The 15,082-nt window shown below is 69.1% G+C and carries 15 protein-coding genes and 1 riboswitch; of the genes, 11 read left to right on the top strand and 4 right to left on the bottom strand.

The window, feature by feature from the left end; translation table 11 throughout:
• Window positions 1-9: 9 nt before the first annotated feature.
• A riboswitch (SAM riboswitch) is annotated at window positions 10-136 on the bottom strand.
• A gap of 454 nt (window positions 137-590) precedes the next feature.
• The 3 genes from PIB44_RS04420 to PIB44_RS04430 all read left to right on the top strand — a co-directional run bounded on the left by PIB44_RS04420 (window position 591) and on the right by PIB44_RS04430 (window position 3,913).
• Window positions 591-2,339: an amino acid kinase family protein gene (locus tag PIB44_RS04420; RefSeq protein ID WP_278070562.1), complete on the top strand. Its 1,749-nt coding sequence runs from the start codon at window positions 591-593 to the stop codon at window positions 2,337-2,339.
• A 2-nt stretch (window positions 2,340-2,341) separates the two neighbouring features.
• Window positions 2,342-3,304, top strand: coding sequence for a homoserine kinase (locus PIB44_RS04425; RefSeq protein WP_278070563.1), 963 nt, complete (start codon window positions 2,342-2,344; stop codon window positions 3,302-3,304).
• Between the two features lie 141 nt (window positions 3,305-3,445).
• Window positions 3,446-3,913, top strand: a complete 468-nt coding sequence (locus PIB44_RS04430) for a hypothetical protein (protein ID WP_025978397.1) — start codon at window positions 3,446-3,448, stop codon at window positions 3,911-3,913.
• Window positions 3,914-3,937: 24 nt separating this feature from the next.
• Here PIB44_RS04430 and thrC read toward each other — a convergent pair whose 3' ends face one another.
• Window positions 3,938-5,332: a threonine synthase gene (gene thrC / locus PIB44_RS04435; protein WP_278070564.1), complete on the bottom strand. Its 1,395-nt coding sequence runs from the start codon at window positions 5,330-5,332 to the stop codon at window positions 3,938-3,940.
• Between the two features lie 187 nt (window positions 5,333-5,519).
• On the opposite strand from thrC, the gene PIB44_RS04440 reads away from it, so the two are divergent.
• The gene (locus PIB44_RS04440; RefSeq protein ID WP_278070565.1) at window positions 5,520-6,464 is read left to right on the top strand and encodes an aspartyl protease family protein; all 945 of its coding nucleotides are present in this window, start codon (window positions 5,520-5,522) and stop codon (window positions 6,462-6,464) included.
• Window positions 6,465-6,529: 65 nt separating this feature from the next.
• Window positions 6,530-7,831: a DUF418 domain-containing protein gene (locus PIB44_RS04445; protein WP_278070566.1), complete on the top strand. Its 1,302-nt coding sequence runs from the start codon at window positions 6,530-6,532 to the stop codon at window positions 7,829-7,831.
• Between the two features lie 10 nt (window positions 7,832-7,841).
• On the opposite strand, the gene ypfJ is transcribed toward PIB44_RS04445, so the two are convergent.
• Both ypfJ and PIB44_RS04455 read right to left on the bottom strand, forming a co-directional pair.
• Window positions 7,842-8,690, bottom strand: coding sequence for a KPN_02809 family neutral zinc metallopeptidase (gene ypfJ, locus PIB44_RS04450; RefSeq protein WP_278070567.1), 849 nt, complete (start codon window positions 8,688-8,690; stop codon window positions 7,842-7,844).
• A gap of 94 nt (window positions 8,691-8,784) precedes the next feature.
• Entirely contained in the window at window positions 8,785-9,180 is a 396-nt protein-coding gene (locus PIB44_RS04455; protein ID WP_025978392.1) for a hypothetical protein, read from the bottom strand.
• A gap of 116 nt (window positions 9,181-9,296) precedes the next feature.
• On the opposite strand from PIB44_RS04455, the gene PIB44_RS04460 reads away from it, so the two are divergent.
• Window positions 9,297-9,905, top strand: a complete 609-nt coding sequence (locus PIB44_RS04460) for a type 1 glutamine amidotransferase domain-containing protein (protein WP_278070568.1) — start codon at window positions 9,297-9,299, stop codon at window positions 9,903-9,905.
• A gap of 4 nt (window positions 9,906-9,909) precedes the next feature.
• On the opposite strand, the gene erpA is transcribed toward PIB44_RS04460, so the two are convergent.
• The gene (erpA, locus tag PIB44_RS04465; protein WP_376787736.1) at window positions 9,910-10,251 is read right to left on the bottom strand and encodes an iron-sulfur cluster insertion protein ErpA; all 342 of its coding nucleotides are present in this window, start codon (window positions 10,249-10,251) and stop codon (window positions 9,910-9,912) included.
• A gap of 87 nt (window positions 10,252-10,338) precedes the next feature.
• On the opposite strand from erpA, the gene PIB44_RS04470 reads away from it, so the two are divergent.
• The 5 genes from PIB44_RS04470 to scpB all read left to right on the top strand — a co-directional run bounded on the left by PIB44_RS04470 (window position 10,339) and on the right by scpB (window position 15,024).
• Window positions 10,339-11,553, top strand: coding sequence for a deoxyguanosinetriphosphate triphosphohydrolase (locus PIB44_RS04470; protein ID WP_376787737.1), 1,215 nt, complete (start codon window positions 10,339-10,341; stop codon window positions 11,551-11,553).
• Between the two features lie 86 nt (window positions 11,554-11,639).
• Window positions 11,640-12,443: an SPOR domain-containing protein gene (locus PIB44_RS04475; protein ID WP_278070570.1), complete on the top strand. Its 804-nt coding sequence runs from the start codon at window positions 11,640-11,642 to the stop codon at window positions 12,441-12,443.
• A gap of 13 nt (window positions 12,444-12,456) precedes the next feature.
• Complete coding sequence (gene nagZ / locus PIB44_RS04480) at window positions 12,457-13,506, top strand: beta-N-acetylhexosaminidase (RefSeq protein ID WP_278070571.1); 1,050 nt, start codon at window positions 12,457-12,459, stop codon at window positions 13,504-13,506.
• Window positions 13,507-13,522: 16 nt separating this feature from the next.
• Window positions 13,523-14,347: a segregation and condensation protein A gene (locus tag PIB44_RS04485; RefSeq protein WP_003163745.1), complete on the top strand. Its 825-nt coding sequence runs from the start codon at window positions 13,523-13,525 to the stop codon at window positions 14,345-14,347.
• Window positions 14,344-15,024: an SMC-Scp complex subunit ScpB gene (gene scpB / locus PIB44_RS04490; protein WP_278070572.1), complete on the top strand. Its 681-nt coding sequence runs from the start codon at window positions 14,344-14,346 to the stop codon at window positions 15,022-15,024. The genes PIB44_RS04485 and scpB overlap by 4 nt, the downstream gene beginning before the upstream one ends.
• Window positions 15,025-15,082 lie beyond the last annotated feature (58 nt).

Genomic DNA, 15,082 nt, shown 5'->3' on the forward strand with positions numbered 1-15,082 from the left:
TCGACGCTCCACCCATCTCTCGCGGTCCATTCAGGCAAGCCCGAAGAACCCCGCAGGAGTTGGCACCGTTTCGGGCGGAACCCGATGGTTGCCCCGGCGTCAAAGGGCCTAATCCCTCAGCCGGTCTTGATGAGTGAGCTTACGGTGCGGTTGCGAACGGCGCCGGTCAAGCGAAAAATTTCACCCCTATCTGGCGGCGGCGCTCGACTTGAGCGGTCAAAACGGCGGTCGCGGGCTTCGTCGCGAAAAATTATTCCGGCGCGGGGTTGACGCGGCGCGGCGCCCTGGCTCACCCTAAGGCACGATTTTCAACCGGACGCCGCCTGTGCCTTACCGCCTCGCCAGCATGAAGACGACCATGATCGCCGCCTCGGCGACGGGTCTCTTCGCGTCCGCCATTACCACCACCGGTACCACCACCATGCCCTTGCGGGCGGGGACCGGATGATGCGCGCCGTCTAGGCGAGAAACGCAGAAAACCGATCACCCGCCCGGACCCCCGGGCGGGTTTTTTATTGCCTCAGATCCACTCCAGACCGCCCCAGCTCCCTCGAAATCCTCCCCCCGACCCAGCCTCCAGGAAACGCCCAATGTCCGCCTCGCTCGCCCTCGTCGCCGATCAGCCCAAACCGGTCGAACCGCTCGCTCCCGCCGCCGTCCCCGCCGCCGAAGTGGTGGTGCTCAAGTTCGGCTCCTCCGTCTTGCGAGACGCCTCTCAGGCCCCCGCCGTCGCCAGCGAAATCTACAGCCACGTCCGCGCCGGCCGTAAGGTGGTCGCCGTCGTCTCCGCCCTGGCCGGCCAGACCGACAAGCTGCTGTCCGAGGCGCGCAGCCTGGGCCTGGACCACGAGAACGAACTGCTGCCCGCCTATGTCGTGCTGGGCGAAGAGAAGGCCGCCGCCCTGGTCGCCGTCGCCTGCGATCGGGTCGGGCTGGACGCCATCGGCCTGTCGGTGCGGGAACTGGGCATCGTCGCCGAGGGGCCGAGCCAGCACGCCCGCCCGGTCTGTCTGAAGGGCGATCATCTCCAGCGGGCTCTGGAGGCGCATGAGGTGGTGGTCGTTCCGGGCTTCGGCGCTGTGCGGCCCAACGGCCGCGTCGCCCTGCTGGGCCGGGGCGGATCCGACCTGACGGCGGTGGTTCTGGCGGCTGAGCTGGGGCTGGACCGCGTGCGTCTGGTCAAGGATGTCGACGGCCTCTACGACCGCGATCCGGCTGTCAGCGCCGGGACGCCCCTGCGCTATCGCCGCGCCAACTGGGACACGGCGCGCCAGGTGGGCGGGGCGCTGGTCCAGCATGACGCCATCGACCTGGCGCAGGCCCGCGCGGTCGAGATCGAAGTGGCCGCCCTGGGCCGCGCTGAGGGCACGGTGGTCGGCGATCGCGGCGCCCCTCCCGGCCCGGTGCAGGCGGCGGCGCCGCTGAAGGTGGCCGTGGCCGGGTGCGGGGTCGTCGGCGGCGGCCTGCTCAGCCGCCTTCTGCCCGACAGCCGCTTCGAAGTCGTCGGCGTCCTGGTCCGCGAGCCGAAGAAGCCGCGCGACGTCGCCGCGCCGGCTGAACTGTTCACCAATGACGTCGACGCCCTGCTGGCCAAGAAGCCGGACCTGTTGCTGGAGGCCCTGTCCGAGGGCGAAGCCGGCCACGCCCTGATCCGTCGCGCCTTGGAGGCGGGCTGCGACGTGGTCAGCGCCAACAAGCAGGCCGTGGCTCGCGATCCGGCGGGGCTGCAGGCCCTGGCCGACGCCCACGGCTGTCGCGTCGCCTGGTCCGCCTCGGTCGGCGGCGGCTCGCCGATGATCGAGACCCTGCGCGCCGCCCGCGCCGCTGGACCGGTGGTCGGTTTCGAGGCGGTGCTGAACGGCACGGTCAACTTCATGCTGCAGCGTCTGGGCGAGGGGGCGACCTTCTCCGACGCCCTGGCCGACGCCCGCGCCGCCGGTTTCGCCGAGGAGGACCCGTCGTCGGACCTGGAAGGCTTCGACGCCGAGGCCAAGGTCAAACTGCTGTCGTTCGAGGCCTTCGGCCGTTCGCCCGACGCCCTGCCGCGCGATGTCCTGGCCGCCGAAACGCCGTTGGGCGAGGCGCCGGTGCGCCAGATCGGCGCCTGTTTCGACCGCGACGGCGAACTGGACGCCTATGTCCGTCTTGACGGCGCGCTTGACGACGCGCTCTTCCTGTCGCTGAACGGAGAGCGCAACGCCTTGAAGGTCTATGGTCAGGACGGACGGGTGTGGACGTGCAAGGGGCGCGGCGCCGGGCGCTGGGCCACCACCGAGAGCGTTCTGGCCGATGTCGCCGACGTCATGCGCGCCCGGCGCGCCGCTGCGGAGCTTGTCTAGTCATGGCCGTCTTCACGCCCGTCACGCCGCAACAGGCCGACGACTATCTCATGCGCTACCCCCTCGGCGGGCTGGTCGAACTGACCCCCATCGCCGAGGGGGTCGAGAACACAAACTATCGCCTGGTGACGGACAAGGGCGCCTATGTCCTGACCCTGTTCGAGGGGCGGACCGACCCGTCGGCTCTGCCGTTCTGCCTGGGGTTGACCGGGCGTTTGGCGGCGCAAGGGTTCCCCACGCCCGCGCCGGTGGCGGATCGCGAGGGCCAGGTGATCGGCCGCCTGAATGATCGCGCCGCCGCCATCGTCGAATGGACGCCGGGCGCCTGGAAGCGTCAGCCGACGGACAAGGACCAGTATCGCGCCGGTCAGGTGCTGGCCCTGCTTCATCTGGATGCGGCCGACTATGAGGGCGTGCGCGAGAACCCCGTCGGGCCGCGCGCCTGGGCGGATCTAGCCGCGCGCTGCGACGGGATCGCCCAGGGCGAGGACCGCCGGATGCTGGAGCAGATGCAGCGCCTGCTGCCCGATCTGGCCCGGCCGTGGAGCGACCCGACCTTGCCGCGCGGCCCGATCCACGCCGACTACTTCCCCGATAACGTCCTGTTCGCGGTGAACGAGCATGGGGCGACGGACGTGGGCGGGGTGATCGACTTCTACTTCGCCTGCGTCGACGTGCTGGCCTACGACCTGGCCATCGCGCTGAGCGCCTGGGGGTTCGACGCCGAGGGGCGGCCCATGCCGTCGGCCCTGCGCGCTTTCCAGAAGGGCTATGAATCCGTGCGTCCTCTGTCGGACGCCGAGCGCGAGGTCCTGCCCGACCTGGGCGCCGCGGCGGCGGTGCGCTTCACCCTGACGCGTCTGCACGACCGCCTGTTCCACGACCCGACCAACCTGGTCACGCCCAAGGACCCGGCGCCCTTCTTCCGGCGGCTGGACTACTGGAAGGCGGCGGAGGCGGTGTGAACCTTCTGTGATCAAGGCGGCCTCTTTATGCGAAAGGGCCGCCTTTTTCATCCCTGCTGATGCGGCAGGACAAGGCGCCGCAACCGGGGAACAAGCTTGGCGGCCAATGCGCTCCCTCTACATCTCAGAATGGAGGACAGCATGACCGCAGCCGACAAGAACCGCGCCCTGGACCGTAATGAAGCGGAGTGGGTCGAGATGAGCCGTGCGGCCGCGCGCCTGACTGACGCCCAACTGAGCGATCTTCTGCGACGACTGCGCGAGCGGCGCGACCGCGCCCAGCGGCTGATCCGCACCCGCACCCGTCAGGCCAGCCGCGAGGGGCAGGCCAATATCGATGCGGGCGCGCGTGAAAAGAAGGCGCAGCTGGCTGACGCGATCCAGCGCGCGGCTGACGAACAGAAGCGCCGTCGCTCATCGACCTCAGCGACGCGCAATCTGAAAGCCGCTGTGGAACGCAAGGCCGAACAGACGCATGACGGCATCCCGGACAACCGCACGGCCCATACCGACCCCGCCGACACCCCGAACGACAAGATCGCTCCGTCCGGCGCTCTTCACGCCGAAGGGATGAGGGCCGCCATCAGCCGCTCGACCGGCGACCGTTGAGCCAGAGTCGCTAGAGGGTGAGCGTCAGCCCGCCTTCGCGAACCCCTTCACCGCCGCCAGGGCGGCCTCGGGCGTGTTCTCGATCACCGTCAGCTGCTCGGGACGGTCGCCCAGGGCTCCGATGACGGGGGCCGGTTCCGGCTCGAACCCAAGCACGTCTGAGACGAAGGCGCCGAACTTGGACGGGTGGGCGGTGGACAGGGCGACGATCGGCGCGCCGTTGCGGTCCAGGCGGCGCGCGGCAGCCAGGGCGACAGCCGTGTGCGGGCAGACGATGCGGCCCCAGGCGGCGTGGGCGTGGGCGATCTCTGCCTTGGTCGTCGCCTCGTCGACCGAGACGGCAGAGACTTCGGCGCGCAAGGCGGCCAGCAGGTCGGCGGGCAGGGTGACGGAGCCTTCGCGCGCAAAGGTCTCGAAGACGGCGCGGGTCGCGTCGGCGTCGCGGCCGGAGGCTTCATAGACCAGCCGTTCGAAGTTCGACGGAGCCTGCACGTCCATGGAGACGCTGCCGCTCTCGACCGCCGGGCGGCGAGCATAGACGCCGTCGTTGATGGCGCGGGCCAGGGCGTCGTTCTGATTGACGGCGGCGACGAAACCGGCGGCGGGCAGGCCCATCTTCTTGGCGGCGATCCCGGCGAAGGCGTCGCCGAAATTGCCGGTCGGCACCACGAAGGTCGCCGCCTGGCCCAGCTGGGCCGTGGCCGAGACGTAATAGGGAATCTGGCCCGCCAGACGGCCCCAGTTGATCGAGTTGACCGAGGATAGACGGCCCCGTTCGCGCAAGGACTCCTCGGCCAGCAGCCCCTTCACCAGACGCTGACAGTCGTCGAAGTCGCCGCGCACGGCCAGATTCAGCACGTTGTCGGCTTCGACCGTCGTCATCTGCTTGCGCTGCACCGGCGAGACGCGGTCCAGCGGATGCAGGACGATCAGCTTGATGCGCTCGGCGCCGGCGAAGGCGCGCACGGCGGCGGCGCCGGTGTCGCCGCTGGTGGCGGTCAGCAGGGTCAGGGTTTCGCCCGTCGCGGCCAGGGCCTCGTCCGACAGGGCGGCGACCAGTTGCATGGCCAGGTCCTTGAACGCCGCCGTCCGGCCGTGGAACAGCTCCAGCACGAACAGGCCCGGCTCCAGCTCGACCAGGGGGGTCACCAGCGGATGGTCGAAGCCCTGGGTCAGGCGGTCCAGCGCGCGATCCAGCGCCCCCGCAGGCAGGGCGTCGCCGATGAAGGGCGCCATCGCCGCCTTGGCGATCTCGGCGTAGCTGCGTCCCGGCCGGGTGGCGTCGACCGGCAAGGCGGGCCAGGCCTGGGGCATGTAGAGGCCGCCGTCCGGCGCGATTCCGCGCAGTAGGGCGTCCGAGAAACGGGTCGGAGCGGCGTCGCCGCGCGTCGAGAGGTAGCGGTCAGCTGAATTCGTCATATCGAGGTTGTTTCTAGCCGTCGTTGGCCGCTTCGTCATGATTATTTTGCGTATGCGAAGGGAAAATTCGCCAGATGACGCAACAACCTGGTTGCGACTGGGCGATCAGCGCGCCTCGCCCCGTCGCGACCGCTATCTCGAGGGAAAAGGGCTGGCGTCGGAGCCCCGCCCGGTTCATGTCAGGCCGATGAACCGCCGCTCCCTTTTCATTCGCGCCGGAGCCGCCGCCGCCGCCGTCGGCGGCGGATTGTGGCTCAAGGATCATGTGCTGTGGCGACGTCCCGGCGTGACCTTCGGCGCAGACGGGGGCAGCGGCTGGCTGGAGTTCGTCGCGCCCCGGACCCTGTTGCCGACCGTGCCGGTGCGGCTGGCGGGGCGCGAGCTGACGGCGCTGGTCGACAGCGGCGCCCAGTATTCGGTGATCGACCGGCGACTGGTGGGCGAGCTGGGGCTGGATCGTTTCTTCGACATGCCGCTGATCGCCTATGGCGTGGACGGGCGCGCCCAGATGGGACGAGGCGTGACGCTGGACCTGACGTTTGGCGAGGCGCGCATCGAGCGCCTGCGCGCCGGAATTCTCGACCTTGGGCCTCTGTCGGAAGAAGAGGGGCTGGGGGCGCCGCTGATCCTGGGGCAGGATCTGCTGATGCAGGCGGGGCTGGAAATGGACCTGCGGCGACGGCGGTTGCGGCTGTTCCGCAAGGCGCAGACGGAGCTGTCGCCGGCCTATCGCGCCATGCCCGTGCGGCGGGCCGGCACGTCCCTGATCGCCGATACGGTGGTGGAGGGCGTCAGGGTTGAGGCCGTGCTCGACACTGGCTCTTCCGCCCTTCTGGCCCTGAGCGAAGGCGTCGCGCAGGCGGCGGGCCTGCTGGACGGCCGCCCCGAACGAGAAGGGTCAAGCATCGTCTTGGGCGGGGTGGCCAGGGCGCGTCTGATTAAGGCCAAGAGCGTGGCTCTAGGGCCGGAAATCTGGCGCGATGCGACGATCGCCGTCTACGCCGACCGGGCGCTGCCCAACTACCCCGACGCCCTGCTGGGCATGGAGGCGTTCGCAGGGCGCGATATTATTCTCAACCTTGGCGACGGAGAGTTGCACGTGGCGCCGTTGATGGATGTGACGATTGTTTAGCTTTGCAGACTGTCAGTGCGGAGAATCCGTTTCATCCGCGGCCTGAAGGGGGATAAGCGGCCCGCATGAGCGCCTCGCCGTCCATGATGTCCGTATCGCCGGGTCAAAGGCTGGAGAGCCTGGACCTGCTGCGCGGCTTCGCCCTGTGCGGCATTCTGCTGGTCAACATCATGATGATGGGCGGCGCCTGGGACCAGTATCATCCGGACCTGCCGCCGACGCTGGCCAACCCGGACTGGTCGGCGTGGATTATCCAGCATCTGTTCGTGCAGGGGTCGATGCGGGGGTTGTTCACCCTGCTGTTCGGCGCCGGCATGCTGCTGATCACCCTGCGCGGCGAAGACGGACGCGGGACGATCCAGGCGGCGGACGTGTACTTTCGACGTTGCATCGCGCTACTGGCGCTGGGCGTGTTCAACGCCACGGCCCTGCTGTTTCCGGGCGATATTCTCTACGTCTACGGACTGTCAGGCTTTCTGCTGTTTGTTTTCCGCATGGCGCGGCCGCGTACCCTGATCGCCCTGTCGGCCGCCTTTCTGCTGCTGTTGACGGCCGAGTCGGCCGTGGTGGGCGCCTATCAGACGATTGAGGCGCGTCGCGGGTCGGAACTGGCGTTGCAGGTCGAGGCGGGCGCGTCACTGTCGGCCGAAGACGCCGAGGCCCTGCAGGCGCACAGCCGCGCCCAGCAGGCGCAGAGCCTGTCGCCGGAGGCTGTCGCTGAAGAGGTCGCCGTGCGCACCGGCGGCGTCGCTGGCCTGCTGAAGTGGAGCGTGCGGACCTGGCTGGACTATGCGGCGTCCAGCTACACCATCACCCTGGTCATTGAAACGGTCGCCTTCATGCTGTTGGGCATGGCGCTGTTCAAGCTGGGCGTGCTGGGCGGCGCCCGGTCGCTGGGGTTTTATCTGGTTCTGACGGCCTGTGGTTATGGCGTGGGGCTGGCGGTCAACGGCGGCCAGGCGGTGGTGCTGTGGCTGAGCCAGTTCTCGTCCCAGGCCTGGGCGACGCAGAGCAGCTATGAACTGGGCCGCTGCGCCATGACCCTGGGACACGTCGGCCTGTTGCTCTCTCTATGGAAGATGAACGCCCTGGGGTTCGTCGGACGGGCGTTGCGCAACCTGGGACGGATGGCCCTGACCAACTATCTGGGACAGTCGGCGATCGGGGCCCTGTTGTTCTATGGACTGAACCTGTGGGGCAAGCTGGACTGGTGGGGCCTGTGGGGCGTCGCGGCGTGCATCTGGGTGTTTCAGATGACGTTCAGCGCCCTGTGGCTGCGCGCGTTCAACATGGGACCGCTGGAATGGGCGCTGCGCTGGTTCGCCTATGGGCGGCCCTCGCCGCTGAAACGCGCGAAGGCCGCCTGATCCGCTCAGTTCAAAGCTGGGAGAAGGTGTCGCAAGCGGCCGGATCGCCGGTCTGATAGCCGCGTTGCAGCCACTCGACCCGCTGGGCCGAGGAGCCGTGGGTGAAGCTCTCGGGCGAGACGCGCCCGCCGCCGCGCCGTTGCAGGGCGTCGTCGCCGATCGCCTGAGCTGTCTTCATGCCCGCCTCCAGGTCGCCCGGCTCCAGCGCCACCTGGCCGCCCGAGGCTGCCGGAGCGTTGCGCGCCCAGACCCCGGCGTAGCAGTCGGCCTGCAGCTCCAGGGCCACGGAATAGCGATTGCCCTCGGCCTTGCTGCCCGCCTGCTGCTGGGCGCGCTGCACCTGCTGGCTGGCGCCGGTCAGGGTCTGGACGTGATGGCCGTACTCATGAGCCAGGACATAGGCCTTGGCGAAGTCGGCGCTGGACCCGCCCAGCTTCTCCATCTCGCGCCAAAAGCTCAGGTCCAGATAGACCTTGTGATCGGTCGGGCAATAGAAAGGCCCCATCGCCGACTGGCCATAGCCGCAGCCCGTCGACGTGCCCTGTTCGTAAAGGACCGTGGTCGGGGCTGTGTAGCCGTTCAGCTTGGCCGTCCAAACGTCGTTGATGTTGGTGCCGACGACGTCGACGAACTGACCGGCCTGGTCCTCGGGCGTGCCGATTTGGCCCTGCTGCTCGGCCTGACCCACGCCGCCGAACTGGCTGGCGACCTGCTGGGTGGTGTGGGGGTCGATGCCGAAGACGAAATAGCCGATGGCCGCCAGCACCAGCACGCCGATGCCGCCGCCTGCGACCGCGCCGCCGCCCATGCCGCGCCGATCCTCGATCCCCCCGCCGCGCCGTCCGCCCTGCCAACGCATCTATCGCTCTCCGCTGTGTCGTCTGTTGTGAAGCTAGGCTGAAACGCAGGCGCAGGTGAAGAGATGCAAAGGCAACCTCTCCGATCCCAGGAAATCAGTGCGGGGGTCGGTTCAGCCAGGCGTCGATCTCGGGGACGCCCGCCGCGTCTTGATCCACGGGCGGCGATAGACGCTGTGGCGGGGGCAGGGGGGCTGAATAGGGCTCATACGCCGTCAGAGGCGGAGCAACGGGGACAGGGATCCGCGCCGCCTCCAACTGACGTAGGGCGAGCTCCGTCTGAAACCGCAGCCGGGCGGCGTCGGCCTCGCGCTGGTCCGCTTGCAGGCGCAGTTGCTCGATCGCTTGGCGGTGCTGTTCAGCGGCCGCCGTCTGAGGGCTGTAGCCAGCAGGCGGCGGGCCGGGCCATCCAGGCCAGGTTTGCGCCTGGGCCGAACCCGCTAGGCCCAGATGGGCGACGAACAGCGACAGGATAACCGGAAGGGGGCGCATGGAAAGAAGATGGGCATCGCGTCACTTCGCGCCAAGCGGGGCCGCAACCTCTGGCCGGAAGAGCGGTTCTAAGCGGACCCCCGATCTTTATCCTCGCAACCCAAGGAGCCTCTCACATGGCCGAAACTTCCAAGAAGACCCTGGCTGGAAAAACCATTGCTGTCCTGGCGACCGACGGGGTCGAGCAGATCGAGCTTCAGGAGCCGGTGAAGGCGCTGCGCGCAGAGGGCGCGACGGTCGAGGTGATCTCTCTGGAGCCCGGCTGGATTCAGGGCTTCGATCACCTGACGCCCGACGAGAGGATCGCAGTCGACAAGACGCTGAAGACGACGGACGCCTCTCGCTACGACGGCCTGGTTCTGCCGGGCGGAGTCGCAAATCCGGATCAGCTCCGGACGGAGCAGGCGGCGCTTAAGTTCGTCCGCGCCTTCTTCGACGCGGGCAAGCCGGTGGCCGCCATCTGTCACGCACCATGGATTCTGATCGAGGCGGGCGTGGCCGAGGGGCGCACCCTGACGGCCTACAAGTCCATCCGCACCGATCTGCGCAACGCCGGCGCCGAGGTGGTGGACAAGGAGGTGGTGGTCGATGACGGCTTGGTCACCAGCCGCTGCCCCGACGATCTGCCCGCCTTCAACGCGGCCATGATCCAGGCCTTCGCCGAGGCGCCTCGCGCAGGTCGACGCGAGGCGAAGTCGGAAGAAGCGCGGCCGTCAGCCCACTAGGCCGTCAGATCGAGAAGCTGACGCCGCAGCCGCAGCTGGAGGCGGCGTTGGGATTGCGGATCACGAACTGCGCCCCCGCCAGTTCGTCGACGAAGGCGATCTCAGAATCCTTCAGAAAGGGCACGGACACCGGGTCGATAACGACGGCCTGGCCGTCGCGGCGCACCACCAGATCATCGGCCTGCGGACCGTCGACCAGCTCGAAGCGGTACTGGAAGCCTGAGCAGCCGCCGCCGTCGACGGCGACGCGCAGCAGCACCGGCTTGCCCTCGGCTTCGGACAGTTTGGACAGGCGGCGCGCTCCGCTTTCGGCCAGCGTGATGCCTTCGGGCGACCGGGTCGCGATCGACAGCGACAGGTCGCGGGCTGATTCTGTAGATTGGACGGTGCTCACAGCCCTCTATATGAGGGTCTGACAGGCGTTCGCAAAGGCCTGTCGCCATCACGAAGTGCCGCCGCCTTGAGCCTGCCCCGCGTTTCCTACGCCGAAAACCCCGCCGCGAGCCGCGGCCGCCATGTTTTCGAGCCCGCCAGCCGCACCCGCACCGCCTTCGCCCGCGACCGGGACCGCATCATCCACGCCACCGCCTTTCGCCGCCTGAAGGAGAAGACGCAGGTCTTCGTGGCGCACGAGGGCGACCACTACCGCACGCGGCTGACGCATAGCCTGGAGGTGGCGCAGATCGCCCGGTCTCTGGCCCACGCCCTGCGGTTGGACGACGATCTGGCCGAGACGGTCGCCCTGGCCCACGATCTGGGACACCCGCCGTTCAGCCATGCGGGCGAGGACGAACTGCACGAACAGATGAAGGCCTTCGGCGGCTTCGACCACAACGTCCAGAGCTTCCGCGTCGTAACCGAGCTGGAAACCCGCTATCCCGGCTTCACCGGCCTGAACCTGAGCTGGGAGACGGTCGAGGGCGTGGTCAAGCACAACGGTCCGGTGGCGCATCTGCTGTCGGACCCGGCGTGGAAGGCGGTCGCCGCCTATGCGCCGGGCGGGGCGGCCGACTGGGACCTGCGTCTGGGCACCTTCGCCTCGCTGGAGGCCCAGTGCGCGGCCATCGCCGACGACATCGCCTATAACAACCACGACGTGGACGACGGGGTGCAGGCGGGGCTGTTCAGCCTGGCCGACCTGGCCGACGTGCCGCTGATCGGGCGCTGCATCGCCAGCGCGCGCGCCGACTGGCCCGACATCGACGAGCGGATGCTGCGGCTGGAAGCCGTGCGCCGGATGATCGGCGTCATGGTCGACGACGTTCTCGCCGAGACCGAAGCCCGTCTGGCCAAACACCGCATCGAGACGGTCGAGGATGTCCGCAACGCCCCCGAGACCCTGGTGCAGTTCTCGGCCGGCATGATGGCGGAGCTGGCCGTTCTGCGCCGCTTCCTCTTCGAGCGGATGTATCGCCATTACCGCGTCAACCGCACCCGCAGTCAGGCGCGCCGGGTGCTGGCCCAGCTGTTCCAGCTGTTCATGGCCGAGCCGGAGGTGATGCCGCCTGAATGGCAGGCCTCGGCCCTGACCGACGACAAGAACGCGCGGGCGCGGGCCGTGTGCGACTACATCGCCGGGATGACGGATCGTTACGCCATCGAGGTCCACAGGAAGCTGTTCAGTCTCGACCTCGCCCTCGATCTGTGATTCGAGAAGGGCTTCACGGCGCGTTAGACTGAGCGCCGAGGCGCGCCGATTCGCGCGCGTGTCCCACGACCACCAAGGCGCGACCCATGTCCTACGACGACGATCACCGAGGCAACCCCAACGCTGGGCCGAATGGGGCCCGGGACCGAGGCGCTTACACGCCGCCGACCGACGACGACCTGCCCTTCACGCGCGGCGGCTATGACCCGCGTCGGGCGCCGGCCGCCAAGTCGCCGCCGATCACCCTGATCATCAGCGCCATCGTCCTGCTTCTGCTGATCGTGGCCGTGGTGGTCTTCTACCGCTCGGGCGTGCGTTCCTCGACGGACGCGCCGCCAGCCGTTGGAACCGCGGTCGAAAGCATGAAGGTCGAGGCGCCGCTGGACGCGCAGCCGATCGACCCGGAGGCCGACATCCGCGTCTATCGCGACGGCGGCGAGCCGAGCGACGCCGCGCCGACCTTCACCCCCGGTCCGGAAGAGGTGCTGCCGCGCCCCGCGCCGACGACCCCGGCCGCGCCGGTCGAGTCCTCGACCCCGCCGCCCGCCGCGCCCGCACCGGCGGCCAAGGCCCCGGCCGCGCCTGCGCCCGTAACGCCTGCTCCGGCGACGAAGGCTCCGGCGCCCGCACCCGCTCCGGCTGCGACGGGCGGATCGTCCGGCGTGCAGATCGGCGCCTTCTCCTCGACCGCCATCGCCGACCGCGAATACGCCGCCGTCGCCGCCCGCTTCGGCCAGTACGCCTCGGGCGCCGAGAAGCGCGTTCAGGAAGTCACCGCCTCCAACGGTTCGACCGTCTACCGCACCACCTTCACCGGCATGAGCCGTGAACGCGCCGTCGCCTTCTGCAATGCGCTGAAGGCTGCGGGCCGCGACTGCATCGTCCGCTAAGGGGCGAGCGCACATGACCTCCGCCGCCATCTACGGCTGCTCCGGCCACAGGCTGACGGCGGAGGAGCGCGCCTTCTACGCCGAGGCCAAGCCGTGGGGCTTCATCCTGTTCCGCCGCAACGTGGACAGCCCCGAACAGGTCAAGGCGCTGGTTTCCGAGCTGCGCGACAGCGTGGGGCGCGACGACGCCCCGGTGCTGATCGATCAGGAGGGCGGCCGGGTCCAGCGCCTCGGCCCGCCGCACTGGCCGAAATATCCGCCAGGCGCCGCCTATCTGAAGGCGACCAACGATCCGGCGGCGGCGCGTGAACTGGTGCGTCTGGGCGCGCGGCTGATCGCCGATGACCTGCGCGAACTGGGCATCACTGTCGACTGCGTGCCGGTGCTGGACGTGCCGGTGCCGGGCGCCCACGACATTATCGGCGACCGCGCCTATGCGCAGGACCCGGCGACCGTGACCCAGCTGGGCCGGGCCGCTGCCGAGGGCCTGTTGGCGGGCGGCGTCCTGCCGATCATCAAGCATATTCCCGGCCACGGTCGCGCCTTCTCGGACAGCCACCACGACCTGCCGGTGGTCGAGACGGCGATCGAGGACCTGGACGCCTGGGACTTCGCCCCGTTCAAGGCGCTATCGGACATGCCGATGGCGATGACGGCGCACGTCGTCTTCACCGCCGTCGACGCCAAGCGCCCGGCCACCACCTCCAAGAAGGCGATCCGCCTGATGCGCGAGCGGCTGGGCTTCTCGGGGCTCATCATGTCCGATGACCTGTCGATGCAGGCCCTGTCGGGCAGCCTGACCGAGCGCGCCGAACAGTCGCTGAAGGCGGGCTGCGACGTGGTGCTCCACTGCAACGGCGACCTGGCGGAGATGGCGGCCGTCGCCGAGGGGACGAAGAAGCTGAAAGGCGAGGCCAAACGCCGCGCCGAGGCCGCGCTGAACCGCATAGTCCGCGCGCCCGAGCCGCTGGACGTCGCCGAGGGCCGCGCCCGGCTGGAGGCGGCCCTGAGCGGCCGCTTCGACGCCGCCAAGGGGCCGGACGTGGGCGAGGCGCAAGGGTGATCGCCGGGGAGGGCGCATGAGCGAGGCCTTCCAGCCGAATCTCGACTTCACCGCCGTCGAACAGGTCGAGGCGCAGGAGGCCTTCGTCGTCGACCTGGAGGGCTATGAAGGCCCGCTGCACGTCCTCCTGGCGCTGGCGCGGACGCAGAAGGTGGACCTGCTCAAGCTGTCCATCACCCGCCTGGCCGAGCAGTATCTGGCCTTCGTGCACGAGGCGCGGCGGCGCAACTTCGCGCTGGCGGCCGACTATCTCGTGATGGCGTCGTGGCTGGCCTATTTGAAGTCGCGCCTGCTGATCCCGCGAAACGAGAAGGACAAGCCGGAGGAGCCGCCCGCCGAAGAGATCGCCGCCGCCCTGGCCTTCCGTCTGCAGAAGCTGGAGGCCATGCGCACAGCGGTCGAGGCCATCACCGGCCGCCCGCAGTTGAAGCGCGACGTTTTCACGCGCGGCGACCCTCAGGCGACGGTCATCATCCCGTCAGACCGGGTGGACGCCAGCCTCTATGAACTGATGAGCGCCTATGTCGCCCAACGCCGCCGCGAGGAGCGCCGCAAATACGCTCCCGGCCAGCGGGTCGAAGCCTTCCAGCTGGAGGCTGCGCGCGACTGGCTGCGCGAGATCATGCCGCGTCTGGCCGAATGGACGCCGCTGGAGCGCGTCGCGCCGCAGAAGCCCGAGGGGCAGGAAGGCCCCAGCCAGGCCAGCTATACCGCCTCCACCCTGTCGGCCAGTCTGGAGCTGGTGAAGGAGGGCGGCATGGACATCCGGCAGGAGCGGCCATTCGACGCGGTCTGGCTGAAGCGCAGAGGGCTGGGGCAGCCGCTGGAGCTGACGCCGTGACTCTCGACTTCACCCCCGACCACCTCGAGATCGAACGCCGGGTCGAGGCCCTGCTGTTCGCCGCCGCCGCGCCGCTGTCGCTGGCCGAGATCGCGCGCCGCCTTCCCGAAGGCGCCGACGTCGGCGGGGCGCTGACCGCGCTTCAGGAACGCTATCAGGGCAGAGGCGTCGAGCTGGACTGCGTGGCCGAGCGCTGGCGCTTCCGCACCGCCCCTGACCTCGGCTTCCTGATGACCGAGGAGCGCGAGGAGCCGCGTCGCCTGTCCAAGGCCGCGCTCGAGACCCTGGCCATCATCGCCTATCACCAGCCCTGCACGCGCGCCGAGATCGAGAGCGTGCGCGGCGTCTCTCTGTCGAAGGGAACGCTGGACCTGCTGCTGGAGATGGACTTCGTGCGCCTGCGCGGGCGGCGCCGTACGCCCGGACGGCCGGTGACCTACGCCACGACCGACCGCTTCCTCGAGCATTTCAGCCTCGCGAGTCTCTATGACCTGCCGGGCGTGCGGGAGATGAAGGCGGCGGGCCTGCTGGATCTGTCCATGCCGGTCGGTTTCGAGGTGCCCGACCCCTCGCGTGCAGGCGACGACGAAGGCGAGGATCTGCTGACCGGGCTGGACGGCGGGACCCCCGAATTCGCCCAGGATTTCATCAGCGAGGACGAAGAGTCGCAACCTTAGCCGGGACGGATCGTCGCGCTCACAAGAAACCGCGAAAACTCATGGACTTAAGTCCCAA

The sequence above is a fragment of the Brevundimonas sanguinis genome (assembly GCF_029636725.1).
In the GTDB taxonomy this organism is placed as follows: Bacteria; Pseudomonadota; Alphaproteobacteria; order Caulobacterales; family Caulobacteraceae; genus Brevundimonas; species Brevundimonas sanguinis.